21 protein-coding genes are annotated in these 13,750 nt (G+C 55.6%); 9 read left to right on the top strand and 12 right to left on the bottom strand.

The annotated features are described in order from the left end of the window. The first annotated feature begins 11 nt into the window (after window positions 1–11). The 3 genes from O146_RS0101895 (at window position 12) to O146_RS0101885 (ending at window position 3,022) form a co-directional block, all read left to right on the top strand. Window positions 12–1,034, top strand: coding sequence for a FecCD family ABC transporter permease (locus O146_RS0101895; protein ID WP_023018951.1), 1,023 nt, complete (start codon window positions 12–14; stop codon window positions 1,032–1,034). Beyond that, window positions 1,031–2,125 carry a FecCD family ABC transporter permease gene (locus O146_RS0101890; RefSeq protein ID WP_023018950.1) on the top strand — a complete coding sequence of 365 codons (1,095 nt, stop codon included), beginning with the start codon at window positions 1,031–1,033 and terminating at the stop codon, window positions 2,123–2,125. The genes O146_RS0101895 and O146_RS0101890 overlap by 4 nt, the downstream gene beginning before the upstream one ends. A 96-nt stretch (window positions 2,126–2,221) precedes the next feature. Further along, window positions 2,222–3,022 carry an ABC transporter ATP-binding protein gene (locus O146_RS0101885; protein WP_023018949.1) on the top strand — a complete coding sequence of 267 codons (801 nt, stop codon included), beginning with the start codon at window positions 2,222–2,224 and terminating at the stop codon, window positions 3,020–3,022. Window positions 3,023–3,029: 7 nt separating this feature from the next. Here O146_RS0101885 and O146_RS0101880 read toward each other — a convergent pair whose 3' ends face one another. The 12 genes from O146_RS0101880 to rpsJ all read right to left on the bottom strand — a co-directional run bounded on the left by O146_RS0101880 (window position 3,030) and on the right by rpsJ (window position 9,405). Beyond that, entirely contained in the window at window positions 3,030–4,007 is a 978-nt protein-coding gene (locus O146_RS0101880) for an iron-siderophore ABC transporter substrate-binding protein (protein ID WP_027017520.1), read from the bottom strand. Between the two features lie 203 nt (window positions 4,008–4,210). Continuing rightward, complete coding sequence (rpsQ, locus tag O146_RS0101875) at window positions 4,211–4,519, bottom strand: 30S ribosomal protein S17 (RefSeq protein ID WP_021353223.1); 309 nt, start codon at window positions 4,517–4,519, stop codon at window positions 4,211–4,213. 2 nt (window positions 4,520–4,521) lie between these two features. Next, window positions 4,522–4,752 carry a 50S ribosomal protein L29 gene (rpmC, locus tag O146_RS0101870; protein WP_021353222.1) on the bottom strand — a complete coding sequence of 77 codons (231 nt, stop codon included), beginning with the start codon at window positions 4,750–4,752 and terminating at the stop codon, window positions 4,522–4,524. Continuing rightward, on the bottom strand, window positions 4,752–5,168 hold the full coding sequence (gene rplP, locus O146_RS0101865; RefSeq protein WP_021353221.1) for a 50S ribosomal protein L16: 417 nt from the start codon (window positions 5,166–5,168) through the stop codon (window positions 4,752–4,754). The genes rpmC and rplP overlap by 1 nt, the downstream gene beginning before the upstream one ends. Window positions 5,169–5,171: 3 nt before the next feature. Next, on the bottom strand, window positions 5,172–5,909 hold the full coding sequence (gene rpsC / locus O146_RS0101860; RefSeq protein ID WP_021353220.1) for a 30S ribosomal protein S3: 738 nt from the start codon (window positions 5,907–5,909) through the stop codon (window positions 5,172–5,174). Then, window positions 5,910–6,272, bottom strand: a complete 363-nt coding sequence (gene rplV / locus O146_RS0101855) for a 50S ribosomal protein L22 (RefSeq protein WP_021353219.1) — start codon at window positions 6,270–6,272, stop codon at window positions 5,910–5,912. A gap of 3 nt (window positions 6,273–6,275) precedes the next feature. Continuing rightward, the gene (gene rpsS / locus O146_RS0101850) at window positions 6,276–6,551 is read right to left on the bottom strand and encodes a 30S ribosomal protein S19 (RefSeq protein ID WP_018121303.1); all 276 of its coding nucleotides are present in this window, start codon (window positions 6,549–6,551) and stop codon (window positions 6,276–6,278) included. A gap of 16 nt (window positions 6,552–6,567) precedes the next feature. Continuing rightward, window positions 6,568–7,404 carry a 50S ribosomal protein L2 gene (rplB, locus tag O146_RS0101845; protein ID WP_021353218.1) on the bottom strand — a complete coding sequence of 279 codons (837 nt, stop codon included), beginning with the start codon at window positions 7,402–7,404 and terminating at the stop codon, window positions 6,568–6,570. Between the two features lie 24 nt (window positions 7,405–7,428). After that, window positions 7,429–7,731: a 50S ribosomal protein L23 gene (rplW, locus tag O146_RS0101840; RefSeq protein WP_021353217.1), complete on the bottom strand. Its 303-nt coding sequence runs from the start codon at window positions 7,729–7,731 to the stop codon at window positions 7,429–7,431. 1 nt (window position 7,732) lies between these two features. Continuing rightward, window positions 7,733–8,392: a 50S ribosomal protein L4 gene (gene rplD / locus O146_RS0101835; protein WP_021353216.1), complete on the bottom strand. Its 660-nt coding sequence runs from the start codon at window positions 8,390–8,392 to the stop codon at window positions 7,733–7,735. 2 nt (window positions 8,393–8,394) lie between these two features. Next, complete coding sequence (gene rplC, locus O146_RS0101830) at window positions 8,395–9,045, bottom strand: 50S ribosomal protein L3 (RefSeq protein ID WP_021353215.1); 651 nt, start codon at window positions 9,043–9,045, stop codon at window positions 8,395–8,397. 54 nt (window positions 9,046–9,099) lie between these two features. Then, window positions 9,100–9,405 (bottom strand): 30S ribosomal protein S10, encoded by a 306-nt coding sequence (gene rpsJ / locus O146_RS0101825; RefSeq protein ID WP_018121308.1) that lies wholly within the window; start codon window positions 9,403–9,405, stop codon window positions 9,100–9,102. A 760-nt stretch (window positions 9,406–10,165) separates the two neighbouring features. Between rpsJ and O146_RS0101820 the strand changes: the two genes are divergently transcribed. Genes O146_RS0101820 through amaP form a run of 6 tightly spaced genes read left to right on the top strand, consistent with a single transcriptional unit; the run spans window position 10,166 to window position 13,696 of the window. Beyond that, a complete protein-coding gene (locus O146_RS0101820; protein ID WP_021352951.1) occupies window positions 10,166–10,642 on the top strand; it encodes an Asp23/Gls24 family envelope stress response protein in 477 nt (158 codons plus the stop codon). A gap of 2 nt (window positions 10,643–10,644) precedes the next feature. Beyond that, complete coding sequence (locus O146_RS0101815; protein WP_027017519.1) at window positions 10,645–10,983, top strand: Asp23/Gls24 family envelope stress response protein; 339 nt, start codon at window positions 10,645–10,647, stop codon at window positions 10,981–10,983. Window positions 10,984–11,006: 23 nt separating this feature from the next. Next, window positions 11,007–11,195: a hypothetical protein gene (locus tag O146_RS0101810; RefSeq protein WP_021352949.1), complete on the top strand. Its 189-nt coding sequence runs from the start codon at window positions 11,007–11,009 to the stop codon at window positions 11,193–11,195. Continuing rightward, entirely contained in the window at window positions 11,195–12,586 is a 1,392-nt protein-coding gene (locus O146_RS12080) for an Asp23/Gls24 family envelope stress response protein (RefSeq protein ID WP_023018946.1), read from the top strand. Before O146_RS0101810 ends, O146_RS12080 begins: the two co-directional genes overlap by 1 nt. Next, on the top strand, window positions 12,579–13,136 hold the full coding sequence (locus O146_RS0101800; RefSeq protein ID WP_023018945.1) for a DUF6286 domain-containing protein: 558 nt from the start codon (window positions 12,579–12,581) through the stop codon (window positions 13,134–13,136). The genes O146_RS12080 and O146_RS0101800 overlap by 8 nt, the downstream gene beginning before the upstream one ends. Then, window positions 13,133–13,696, top strand: a complete 564-nt coding sequence (gene amaP, locus O146_RS0101795; RefSeq protein WP_023018944.1) for an alkaline shock response membrane anchor protein AmaP — start codon at window positions 13,133–13,135, stop codon at window positions 13,694–13,696. The genes O146_RS0101800 and amaP overlap by 4 nt, the downstream gene beginning before the upstream one ends. The last annotated feature ends 54 nt before the right edge of the window (window positions 13,697–13,750 follow it).

Below are 13,750 nucleotides of genomic sequence, written 5' to 3'. Positions count from 1 at the left end.
AAGGATGGTTCATGCAGGCACCTGCACTTTTTGCCCGCCGTACGCTGGGCATGCTGGCGATACTCGCCGCCATCGTGGTGATGATCTGCTTCAGCATCGCCCTCGGCGCTAACCCTTTGCCCTGGGGTGAAGTCTGGAATGGCCTGCTCGCCCGCGATAACTCCGAAGCCGCCATCATTGTCTGGACCCTGCGCATCCCCCGCACCGTCGTGGCGATCGCGACCGGCGCGGCCTTCGGCGTGGCGGGTGCTCTCATCCAGGCGTTAACACGCAACCCACTGGCCGATCCCGGCATCCTCGGAGTCAATGCCGGCGCCGGATTCGCGGTCACCTTAGGCGTCGGGTTTTTCGGATTGACCAGCATCAGCGGGTATATCTGGTTCGCCTTCCTGGGCGCAGCGATCACCACCGTGGTGGTTTATTTCATTGGCTCTGGCGCATCGTTAGGCGCGAGCGGCAAGGCAAACCCCGCGACGTTGGTGCTAGCCGGTGTGGCTTTGGCGGCGGTGCTTTCTGGAATCACACAGTTTCTTACCCTGATCGACCCCGACACTTTCCAAGCCATCCGCAACTGGAGCTTGGGGTCTGTTGCCCGCGCTGACCTCTCTGATACCGCTCTCGTCGCACCATTCCTCGCGGCAGGTTTGGTTCTCGCGCTGGCGATTTCGTCGTCACTGAATTCGATTGCGCTTGGCGACGACCTCGCTGCTTCACTTGGCACCAAAGTCGTGCGTACCCGCGTGCTGGGCATCATTGCAGTCACGCTGCTGGCAGGTGGTGCCACCGCACTGACGGGCGGTCTGGCTTTCGTCGGTCTGATGGTTCCCCACGTCGTACGGTGGATAGTCGGCCCGGATCAGCGCTGGATCATTATTTATTCAGCGCTGGCAGCACCCGTGCTGGTGTTGGCTTCCGACGTCATCGGCCGCATCATCGCGCGTCCTGGAGAAATTGAAGTCGGCATCATCACTGCAGTGGTCGGCGCACCAGTGCTGATCATGCTGGTACGCCGTCGGAAAGCGAGTGGACTATGAGTACACAGTCTCAGGACACACAAGCACCTGCGTCGGTGGACCCTGGCTACCGCAAACTCGTCGTGCGCACCAGGTGGGTCTCACTGCACTTCCCTACCCGCCTGCTACTGACCGCGCTGGGCTTGTTCGCCCTAGCTGTGATCGGAGCGATCGCGGCCATCACTCTCGGCGAATATCCACTGGATTTGGGCGAAGTGATAACCGCCTTGTTCAGCGGCGGAGATGGTTTCGATACCACCATCGTGCGCGAATGGCGCTTACCCATCGCCGTAGCCGCCGTCGCCTTCGGTGCGTTACTTGGCATCGGCGGGGCAATTTTCCAATCACTGACCCGCAATCCGCTCGGCTCGCCGGACATCATCGGCTTCGATGCGGGTGCTTATACCGCCGTCGTCATCACGATGCTGGTGATCGGCACGAGTAGTTTTTGGTCGATCGCCGCCGCCTCCATTATCGGTGGCATCATCACCGCCTTAGCGGTCTACGTCTTGGCGTGGCGTAAAGGCGTACAGGGGTTCCGGTTGATCATCGTCGGCATTGGCATCTCCGCCATGTTGACATCGTTGAATTCGTATCTCATCACCCGCGCCGATGTGGAAGAAGGCATGCAGGTTGGTTTTTGGGCAGCCGGATCCATCACGAAAGTGACCTGGCAAGGTCTGCTGCCCACGCTGGTGCTCGGCGTAATCGTCATCATCGGTGCTGCAATACTGTCGCGTCCGCTACGGCACTTAGAGCTTGGCGACGACGCCGCGACGACGCAAGGCTTCGAAGTCAACCGTGCGCGCCTGCTGCTAATCGTGGTGGGGGTTGCTACCACTGCGCTCGTGACAGCAGCTGCCGGACCAATTTCGTTTATTGCATTGGTCGCACCGCAAATCGCGCGCCGATTAATGCACACCGCTGGGGTTTCTCTCCTCGGCGCCGCCGCTATGGGCGCGGTGTTGTTAACCGGAGCGCACGTATTGTCGTTGATTATTGCCACGTTCTACCGGCAAATTCCGGTCGGCTTGATCACCGTCGTCATCGGCGGCATGTACATGTTGTGGCTACTGATACGCGAATCTAAGCGACATTACGGCACCGGCTGACAAAGAAGGATCCACCTCGGCTCACACCTTGCTGTCCACTCACTAACCCACGCGAACTCCCCCACACATACTCCCCCACTCTGAGAAGCAATAACGATGAACTCTACTGCTCCACGTCTCCGCGTCGTCAATGCCACCGTCGGTTATGACACCGCCACCATTTCCCGCGATATCAACGTCGATATCCCGGATAATTCCTTCACCGCAATCATCGGCCCGAATGGTTGTGGTAAATCAACCTTGCTGCGCGCATTTTCGCGGGTACTCACCCCATCGCAAGGTGAGGTGCTTCTTGATGGCAAAGCCATCGCCAGCTTGCCCGCTAAACAGGTCGCGCGACAGTTGGGGCTATTGCCGCAGTCTTCTAGTTCGCCAGATGGAATTCGGGTGGCTGATTTGATTGCGCGTGGGCGTGCTCCTTATCAGAGCCTGTTTCACCAGTGGAGCAAGCAGGATGAGCAGGCTGTCGCTGAGGCACTGGCCGCTACTCGTTTGGAAGATATTTCAGGGAAATTGGTAGCTGAATTATCGGGTGGGCAGCGCCAGCGCGTGTGGATTGCCATGTTGTTGGCGCAGCAAACTCCGATCATGTTGCTGGACGAGCCAACTACGTTTCTGGATATTGCGCACCAGTACGAATTGATGGAGCTCATGCGCGATTTCCACGAAAGAGGAAAAACTATCGTCGCGGTATTGCACGATTTAAATCAAGCAGCACGGTATGCCGATCATTTGATCGTGATGAAAAAAGGCGAGATCGTGACCACCGGGGCCCCCAGTGAAGTATTAGACGCCCAATTGGTCGAAGACGTCTACGGTTTAGCGGCAATGGTGGTCCCCGACCCCGTCACGGGCACACCGTCCGTGTGCCCGTTGGACCCCCGAAAGCCTCGCTAGCGCGAGTCTATTTCGTGCTATCACTGGGCTTTTCAGTGAGCTTCTCAGTGAATTTACTGATGGAATATGGGATGGTGCGAGGGTTCGGCAAGGACATGGCGGTCCCGGTGAGGTCATCGAAGTAAAAGACGTTGCCGTTTTTCACGGCATCGATGTTTTGGAATGCCTCCAGGGACTTAATCTTGTCGGCTGCACCTTCCCAGTCCACGATGAACAGGTAGTCGACCTGGTTATATTCGCTGAAATTTTCAGCCGCGATGGTCCGGTAGAATTCGCCGTCGGTTTCTTGCAGATCCTCCGGAATGACAAAGCCAAGGTCTTCGATGAATTGCCCACGACCATCACCAGAGGTGTACAGGCTCAGCTGGTTGTCGGATGGCAATGCGATGGCCGCGGTTTTGCCCTGCAGTTCTGGGTGGTCCTCCCGGAAGTTCTCGAAGGCAGCATTCGTCTCGTCGATAAGCTTTTGGCCTTCGTCTTCTTTGTCCAATGCCTTGGCGATGGTTTCTACTTGCTTTTCCCACGGAATTTGCCAATCGCTATCTTCTGCGGAGTGCAGCGTGGTCGGCGCAATGGTTTCGAATCTCTTCTTGGTTTCGTCATCAATTGAGTGGTTGACCGCGATGATCTTCGTGGGGTCAGTTGCCGCTATCGTCTCGATGTGCTGTTGATCGAAGCCGGCGGAAGTATCGCGGATCAGGGTAGGCTCAGCGTCACCCAATAGATCTTCCGACCACGGTCCTACCCCATCGTTGGAGCCTGCCCACGGGGCAATCGCGACTGGGGTCTCGCCGAGAGCCAGGACCGTATCGGCATCGCCCAGGCCGACTGCCGCAATTCGTTCTTCCGAAGTGGCCTCCATCTTTTCGTCAGAGCTATCTGCGCTGTCGGCAGAGTCTTGCGAGTTCGAGCATCCTGCAGCGAGCAATGCAAAGCCGGCCAGGCTCGCGGTTACTGCGGTTTTGATGCTAAAACGGCGGAACATCCATTCACCTTTCGTCGTGTTTCGTTGAAATCGGCTGAAGTCAACTCAGATTAGCCTATCATGATATGGATGCCCTAAGTTACAGAAAGACCCCGCAAAGGCAAGCCAATGCGGGGCATTCGGGTAGGTCGTAAGTTAGCTAACGACCAGGCGCCTCAAACGAGTGTCGCCGTCGACAGGTATAAGTTCTGTCCGTTGTTGGACTACTTAGCCTTTTCGACGATCTCTGCGAGACGGTAGTGCTTGTCTTTCGACAGCGGACGGGTCTCGACGATGCGGACGCGGTCACCAATGCCGGCGATCTCGTCTTCGTCGTGAGCCTTAACCTTGCTGTTCGAGCGCATAATCTTGCCGTACAGCGCGTGCTGCTTACGGTCTTCGAGCTCGACGACAATGGTCTTTTGCATTTTGTCAGATACGACGTAGCCGATCCGAACCTTGCGGGCGCCCTTTTCCTTTTCTTTCTTCGGGGTAGGGCCCTTGGTGGAATCTGTCACAGTTGCCTCACTCATAGTTATGCCTCAGCTCCTGGAGTTTCGGTCATACCCAACTCACGTTCCCGAAGCACGGTGTAAACGCGGGCAATGTCGCGCTTGACGACGCCGATGCGGCGGTTGTTCGTCAGCTGACCGGTTGCCAGTTGGAAACGCAGGTTGAATAGTTCTTCCTTAGCGTCGCTTAGACGCTGCTTGAGCTCTTTTTCGTCGAGCTCGCGGAACTCGGATGCAGGGGTACCGGTTGCCATTAGAGCTGGTCCTCCTTCTTGATGATGCGGACCTTACATGGCAGCTTTTGGCTGGCACGACGCAGAGCCTCAACCGCAACTGCCTCGTTCGGGTACGACATTTCGAAAAGTACGCGGCCCGGCTTAACGTTAGCTACCCACTTTTCGACAGGTCCCTTACCGGAACCCATACGTACACCGAGTGGCTTTTGGGTCAGCGGACGGTCCGGGAAGATGTTGATCCACACTTTACCTCCACGTTTAACGTGGCGGTTGATGGCGATACGTGCGGATTCGATCTGGCGGTTGGTCACATACGCTGGCTCGAGGGCCTGGATCGCGTAGTCACCGAAGTTAATGCGGTTTCCGCCCTTCGAGACACCGCTACGGTTTGGGCGGTGTTGGCGACGGAATTTCACGCGCTTAGGAATAAGCATGCTTTAGTCCTTCTTCTGCTGAGCGCGCTGGCGGCGTTGGCCACCACGGCGAGGACGACGATCGCCCCGGCCACGACGCTCGGATGGTGCGTTCAGTTCGGATTCCCGTACGCCGCCGACGACGTCGCCCTTGTAGATCCACACTTTGATGCCGATGCGGCCAAAGGTGGTGTGGGCTTCGGCGGTTCCGTAGTCAATCTCTGCACGAAGGGTGTGCAGGGGAACACGGCCTTCGTGGTAGCGCTCAACGCGGGACATGTCGGCACCAGCGAGGCGGCCCGAGCACATGACTTTAATGCCCTTGACCTGAGGCTGACGCATCGCGGACTGGATTGCCTTGCGCATAGCACGACGGAAAGCAACGCGGTTCACGAGCTGTTCAGCGATCGACTGGGCAACCAAGGTTGCGTTGGCATCGACCTGCTTAACTTCAAGAATATTTAGCGCGACCATCTTGCCGGTCAGCTTTTCGAGCTCGCGACGAATGCGGTCGGCTTCTGCACCACGGCGGCCAATAACGATGCCTGGGCGGGCAGTGTGGATGTCGACGCGAACGCGATCGCGAGTGCGTTCGATGACCACATCTGCGATACCCGCGCGGTCTAGTCCTTTGGACAAGAAGTTGCGGATCTTGATGTCTTCGGCCACGTAGTCTGCGTAGTCTTTTTCAGCAAACCAGTGGGTATTCCAGTTAGCGGTAATTCCCAAACGTAGGCCGTGTGGATGGATCTTGTTACCCATTTACTTGGCACCTTCTTCCTGGCTTTCGACTACCACAGTGATGTGGCTGGTGCGCTTGCGGATCATGAACGCACGACCCTGAGCACGCGGTTGGAAACGACGCATAGTTGGTCCTTCGTTGGCGTATGCCTCGGAGATAACCAATGTGCGAGGATTCAGCCCGAAGTTGTTTTCTGCGTTAGCCGCGGCCGAGGCAACGACCTTTGCAACTGGCTTCGCAGCGGCCTGTGGTGCGTACTTCAGGATGGCTAGAGCCTCAGATACTGACTTTCCGCGCACCAGGTCGATGACGCGACGTGCCTTCATTGGGGTTACACGCACGTACCGAGCAGTGGCGGTTGCGCTGGTGATAACGTCACTCATCGCTTATCGCCTCTTCTTATCTTCTTTGACGTGACCCTTGAAGGTCTTGGTAGGTGCAAATTCGCCGAGTTTGTGTCCGACCATTGAGTCTTCTACGAAGACGGGAACGTGCTTGCGGCCATCGTGCACCGCGAAGGTGTGTCCGATGAAATCCGGCAAAATGGTGGAACGGCGGGACCAGGTCTTGATTACCTGTTTGGTGCCCTTTTCGTTCTGAGCGTCCACCTTGTTGAGGAGGTGCTCATCGACGAACGGGCCTTTCTTTAGGCTGCGTGGCATATCGTTTTACCTCCTCTTAGCGTTTCTTGTTCGGGCGACGACGGCGCACGATCATGTTGTTGGAATAGCGGTTCGGGTTGCGGGTGCGACCTTCCTTCTTGCCCCATGGGGACACAGGGTGACGACCACCGGAAGACTTACCTTCACCACCACCGTGTGGGTGGTCGATCGGGTTCATCACGACACCACGAACGGTTGGACGAACGCCTTTCCAGCGCATACGTCCAGCTTTACCCCAACGGATGTTCATCTGATCAGCGTTGCCTACGGTACCCACAGTAGCGCGACAGCGGATATCTACGCGACGAATTTCCGAAGACGGCATACGGAGGATGGCGTACTTGCCTTCCTTACCCAGCAACTGAATCGAGGAACCAGCGGAGCGTGCAAGTTTGGCGCCCGCACCTGGCTTCAGTTCAACTGCGTGAATCGTAGTACCGGTTGGAATGTTGCGCAAAGGTAGGTTGTTACCTACCTTGATGTCGGCGTCAGGGCCGGATTCAACGATGGTGTGCTGCTTCAAGCCTTTAGGGGCGATGATGTAGCGCTTTTCACCGTCGGCGTAGTGCAACAACGCGATGTTCGCGGTGCGGTTTGGATCGTACTCAATGTGCGCAACCTTGGCCTGGATGCCATCTTTGTCGTTGCGACGGAAGTCGATCAGACGGTAGCGGCGCTTGTGACCGCCACCAATGTGCCGAGCGGTGATGTGTCCGTGTACGTTACGACCACCGGTTTTGTGCAGTGGACGCAAAAGTGACTTTTCCGGGGTGGAACGGGTCAGTTCCTCGAATTCGGAAACGGAGCTCGCGCGGCGACCCGGAGTTGTCGGCTTGTATTTACGAATAGCCATAATTCTTCCTTACCTTCCGAAGTCTTAGGCGTTAGCGCCGAAGATATCGATGGAGTCGCTGCCCTCGCGAAGAGTTACGTAGGCGCGCTTGGTTGCCTTCCGACGCCCGAAACCAGTGCGAGTACGCTTGCGCTTTCCCTCACGGTTCAGAGTGTTGACGGATGCGACCTGCACGCCGAAGATTTCTTCAACGGCATTCTTGATCTGGTTCTTATTGGAGTCCTTGGCGACGTAGAACGTGTAGGTGTTCTGCTCCATAAGGCCATAGGACTTCTCGGAAACAACCGGTGCGATGATGATATCGCGTGGGTTTACGATTTTAGCCATGTTAGTTTTCCTCCCCTGCAACGGCTGCTTCTGCGCCGCGGTTGATGAAGGTATGCAGGGCTGCGGCCGAGAAGACAACGTCGTCAGCGTTCAAAACGTCATATGTGTTGAGCTGGCCGGAGTCCAAAATATGCACGTTCGGCAAGTTGTTGGCGCTGCGCTGAGCGTTCAAATCTTCGCGGTTGATTACCAGCAAGATCTTCTTGTTGGATGAAACGCGCTCCAGGAATGCCTTGGCCTTCTTGGTGGAAGGCTCTTGACCTGGAACCAATTCGTCGATGACGTGAATACGACCGTTACGAGCACGATCGGATAGTGCGCCAAAGAGAGCAGCCTTGATCATCTTCTTAGGGGTGCGCTGTGCGTAGTCACGTGGGACTGGACCGTGCACAATGCCACCACCGGTGTAGTGAGGAGCACGAATCGAACCCTGGCGAGCACGACCGGTTCCCTTTTGACGGAATGGCTTACGGCCACCACCACGGACTTCTCCGCGGGTCTTTACCTTGTGGGTACCGGCTCGACCGGCAGCAAGCTGAGCGGTAACTACCTGGTGCATGGTGGCAACCGAGGTGGTCACGTCAAAGATTTCTGCTGGTAGGTCAACGGTACCGTTGGTGGAGCCTTCAGCGGTCTGTACATCTAGCGTGAGGTTACTCATGCTTATGCACCACCCTTCACAGCAGTCTTAACGGTGACGACGCCCTTGTTGACACCTGGGATAGCGCCCTTGATGAGCAACAGGTTGGATTCTGCGTCAATCTTTTGGATTTTCAGGTTTTGAGTGGTGACGCGGTCACGACCCATGCGCCCGGCCATACGCTTTCCTTTGAATACGCGGCCTGGGGTTGCAGCACCACCGATACCACCGACGCGACGGTGGGCGGCCTGGTTACCGTGTGCAGCACCCTGACCTGCAAAGCCGTGGCGTTTCATAGCGCCGGCGTAGCCCTTACCTTTAGTGATGCCGGTCACGTCAACGAGGTTAACTCCCTCGAAGATGTCGACGGTAACTTCTTGACCGACCTCGTAGGACGAAGTGTCATCCATACGGATTTCAGCTACGTGACGGCGCGGGGTGACACCGGCCTTCTTAAAGTGGCCAGCCTGTGGTTTAGCAGTCTTGCGGGGATCGATTTCGCCGTACGCAATCTGGATGGCCGAGTAGCCGTCTTTTTCTTTTGTGCGGATCTGGGTAACCACGCAAGGACCAGCTTCGACGACGGTAACCGGGACGACCCGGTTGTTCTCGTCAAAGACCTGAGTCATGCCGAGCTTGGTGCCCAGAATGCCCTTGATCTCTTTTTCGCTCATTATTTGTTCTCCACTGACAGTTTTAGACAGTTTTATGTAGTGTTCGCTTCGCGATTACTGGATGTTGACATCAACGCTGGCCGGAAGATCGATGCGCATCAATGCGTCAACGGTCTTAGGCGTCGGGTCGAGAATGTCGATCAAGCGCTTGTGTGTGCGCATTTCAAAGTGTTCACGCGAATCGGTGTACTTGTGTGGAGAACCGATAACGGCATAGACGTTCTTTTCAGTCGGCAGCGGCACAGGCCCAACCACGCGGGCGCCGGTGCGGGTGACGGTCTCGACAATCTTTTTTGCCGAGACGTCAATTGCCTCATGATCGTAGGCTTTTAGCCTAATGCGGATTTTTTGTCCCGCCACGATTATCCTCTTCCTCGCTTGCTTTCCGTCATCGGACGATGAAAGCTCGCTCTTCGATTTCTCTTCAACGTTGTCCGCATCCAGGGCTAGCTGAAGGCAAACAACGCCAGTATTCGGTCTATATTGACACGCACCGGATCCGGCCAGGCACACAATTCTTGCGCGCACTGAAGCCAAACGTTCCGATGGAACCTGACTGTGTACTGCCGCTGTTTACTTGCTATGCCCCTTCTCCGGCACTACCTCTCGGGATGCTCTGTCTATGACGACGAACCTAGCCCGATTGGTAGCCCTTCTGTGCACATGTGTCAGCCCCTGATGTTTTGAGAGTTTTTTAGGGGCCATGCACGGCGAAGGTGTCATGTTTGCTTAACCACAGCGCATCTCCGACTATTGAGGCAGCACTCGGAATACCGTATATTGCGGCACCTGACAGCGCACCAATAGATGGAATACACCCTGTTTAAGCAACTTGGCCATTTAAACACGTCATTCGGAAAAACTCAACCTACCTCTATTTACCCCCACAGCCTCCCCACCTGTAGGATATACAGCACTACGAGACGACGCTAATAAACGTTTTTCCGTAGGATTAAGTCAGTCAAGGGAAATGGCACACATCAACGTGTGATTTCCACCGCTTGGCAGATTCAAATACACCCCGGGTACCTCCATATTCTCAACGGCGGTACCGCCACGGCTAGCAAGTCACCGGGGTCTCATTTCTTAACCATGAGACAGCAGAAAGGTAGGCGCCACAATGGCCGACCAAAAACAAAACCAGAACCAATCGTCTGACAACACCCCTGCTCGCAAGGTAAACAGCAACTTGGAAACCGAGCACGGCACCACCACCATCGACGACGGTGTAGTTGGCAAGATTGCTGGCCTGGCTACCCGCGAAGTTTCGGGAGTTGCTGCCCTGGGATCGACTTCTCAGCGTGTCATGGGCTCTATCCGCCAAACCTTCGGTAGCGAAGACGTCAAGCAAGGCGTTTCTGTCGAAGTAGAAGAAGGTACCGCTTCCGTCGAGGTTGCAATCACCGCAGAATACGGTGTTGCCATCCACGAGCTGGCTGACGCTATCCGCCGTAACGTTATTTCCGCCGTCGAGCGCATGACCGGTTTGAACGTCTCCGGCGTCGATGTCAACGTTCACGACGTCAAGCTTCCTGGTGATGAAGAAGACGAAAACGAAGACGAGCAAACCGCAATCTCTTCTGGCCAGGATCGCTAAAAATGGCCGCAACTCAAGCACCCCAGCTTGAGGTGGCGGATGCGCGATCCATCGCATCCAAAGTTAAAGATGTTCACGGGGTCGCTGGGCTACACTCCGGCCGTTTCGGCGAAGTCGCCCTGCTGTACTCCGGAGAACGCATTTCTGGCCTACGCCGCGTTTCTGGTGCAGGTGAACTACACATCGAAATTCACATCACCGCGGATTTCTCCGCGGGCGTGAATTTACACGATCTCGCATCTGACATCCGCGATGTTGCTCAGAAAGCCTGCTCCATCGATTTAGGCCGCGTGGACGTGATCTTTTCTGATGCCACCGATAGCTCCACATCTACCCAGTAGTAAGACTTTTGAGGACGGGTTTTATGAACAACATTAGTTACACTTTGATTGGCGCGCTGGTCGGCATCGGTATAATGCTGCTGATCGCTATCACCGGATGGTACTCCCTTTGGGCTATCCCATTTGCCCTGATCGGCGCCGCCATTGGCGCTCATTTCGATGGTCGTATCGATCTGACAAACATCTTCTCTTCGGGTAAAGGTCAGGGCTAATGGAAAAGCAGGATAAACCTGCGGCCACCACGGAATCACTTGCGACTTCTTCCCCCAGCGCCGTCGACAAGACCGAGCAGGCCCATAAGGCCGTCAAGTCTTCAGGTTCGTCGCAGGCTGCAGGCGTGACAACATACAAAACTCGCGTCGCCGAACACGTCGTTGAGCGCGCGATTTACCAAGTACCGGGCACCACGGACATTAACGGCGGCTTGTTATCACGCAACTACCCAAGGTTTGATATCCGATTGGATCAAGAGCGCCGGGTCGCTTCGGTCGATGCTGTCATCGCCGTGGTTTGGCCATCTCCTGCGGTGAGGGTTGCTGCGGAAGTGCGAAAAGCTATAGCCGAAGCGCTTGACACTTATATTGGATATGAAGCCACGCGGGTCAATGTCACAATCGGCGAAGCCGTGCCGTCGAAGCAACGAATCACCCGCGATGACGTCGAGGCTCGCTCCGAGTTCACACCGCGCGCGATTTCAGTCAATGAACTCGAAGTTGCGCATCCTCACGTGACCTCAAAGACCGAGACCCTGCGGGAGATTGAGACGGCAGAAGCTGCTCCTTTGCGGGAGATAACGATCTCGCCTGGCTTTGCGGAACTCACTGCAGTTGAGACCCGCGAACTAGCTATCCGCAGGAAAGTAGAAACTCCCTGGCCAAAACCTCTCGGAGTTATCTCTGTGGATGACCCCAAGGAGCCCGTCCGCGTCTCTGCACCGGAAGCAAGGCCCCTAGCCGAAATCACGGTAAACGAGTTACCGAGTCCGCGAAAGGTGGAGGCACCGAAGCCTCGAACACCATTTTCTCCTTCAGTACCGGAGCAAAGGAAGTTAAAGGCAATCTCGGTTCCGAAAAGAGCCCCGTTGCGTGAAGTTTCCGTGCCGCAACCGGCTGCTTTGCGGTCGGTTACCGTCGGTGAAATGCGAAGCATTTCGGTACAAGCACCCGAACCTCAGCCACTGCGCGAAGTGGTTTCGCCACAACCGCGGGAACTTATTGACGTCAATACACGGTCATTCGCTCTACGGTCAGTCGAAACGCCAAGGAAACGGAAACTTCGCTCGGTTTCAGTGCCGAAACCCCGCAAGCCACAACCAGTAAACATTCGACGTAAAAAACTGCGAAAAATACAGCCGCCTAAACAACACGCATTGCGTGAAATAAATGTTGCGAGTTGGGGCCAGCCACGCAAGCCGGAGGTCCCCAAGGCCCGTGCTCTTCGCAAAGTACGGACGCCGATGAAACAACAACTGCGTAAGCCTTACGCACCTGCCGATCACCCATTCCGAACGGTGACCGTTCCGAAACCAGCCCCACTGCGCGCTATCTACCGGAAAGACACAAAGGAAGTACTTCGAGATCTAAGAGGAGGCTCACGTGGCTGAACAAAAGGCTTATCGTGGCCAAGCGCCAAAGGCGTCACCGATCGCCCGTGGGCTTGCTGTGCTGCTTGGCCTACTTCTACTCGCGGTAGCCGGCGTAATGATCCGGGAAATCTGGTTCGTCTTACCGAATCAAGACCAGCAGAGCTGGATTACACCAATTACGGACTTCTTTGGACAGAATGAGCTTCCCGAATGGATCGTATGGGTGGGCGCGGGCGCGATCGTGCTCGGAGTGTTGCTCCTGATTGTTGCCTTCAAACCACGTAGACAAACACACCGCATACTAAACAGCAATGCGGCGGTCTGGGTACGTCCCGTGGATCTGGCTCGAGTCAGTTCTGCAACTGCGCAACAATTGCCTGGTGCGCGTTCCGCGCATTCCAAGATTTCGCGGAAGAGGTTGCAAGTCATTGTCGAAGGTGATACCAACGACTCCTCGTTACCCCAGCGCGTAGAGGAAGCAATCAAAACTAAGTTTGCATTCTTGCAACAACAGCCGAAGATCGAGGTTCAGGTCGAGGGTGACAGTTCTCAGGAGGGCGTATCATGAGCAAACTGACCGCATTCATTGACCGCTTCATATTCTTCTTGCTCGCGATTACGCTAATCCTCTTTGGACTCTGGCCAGTGTTAGCGCACTTCGATGTAGAGTTCGCGAAGGAGCTCGCACTCTGGCGCGACCCAGACGCTTGGCGGTCATTGCCAGACCAAAATTGGTATGAATACCTACTCTGGGGCATCCTAGCGGGAACGATTATCATTGGTTTGTGGCTGATCATCATCAACTTACGCCGCCGGACCTTTTCGCAAGTTGGTTCTTCAGCTTCCGACGAAAAGGGCGATATTTCTATGCACATTAGTCATATCGCGCAGGCAGTGGCAGCTCAGTTAGCGACAGACTCCGACGTGACTTCAGCAAAGCAGAAGGTTTCTATCGACCGAAAACGGCCAACTATCGAGTTCACCATTAATGCGCGTCCAGAGGCCGATCTAAACAAGCTCAATGACATGATTGAAACGAGCGAGGCAGATCTTCGTGATGCAATCGAAGATGTTGATATCGATACTGTCTACTTGCTGCACATGGAAAAGGTAAAACCCGCCTACTAACGAAGACATCACGGCACGGAAAGGCCGTTAGAGAGCAAAATCTGCGCAAATACA

It is taken from the genome of Corynebacterium pseudodiphtheriticum DSM 44287, from assembly GCF_000688415.1.
In the GTDB taxonomy this organism is placed as follows: Bacteria; Actinomycetota; Actinomycetes; order Mycobacteriales; family Mycobacteriaceae; genus Corynebacterium; species Corynebacterium pseudodiphtheriticum.
The sequence above is the reverse complement of the archived record's forward strand: the minus strand, read 5'-3'. Positions and strand labels throughout refer to the sequence as shown.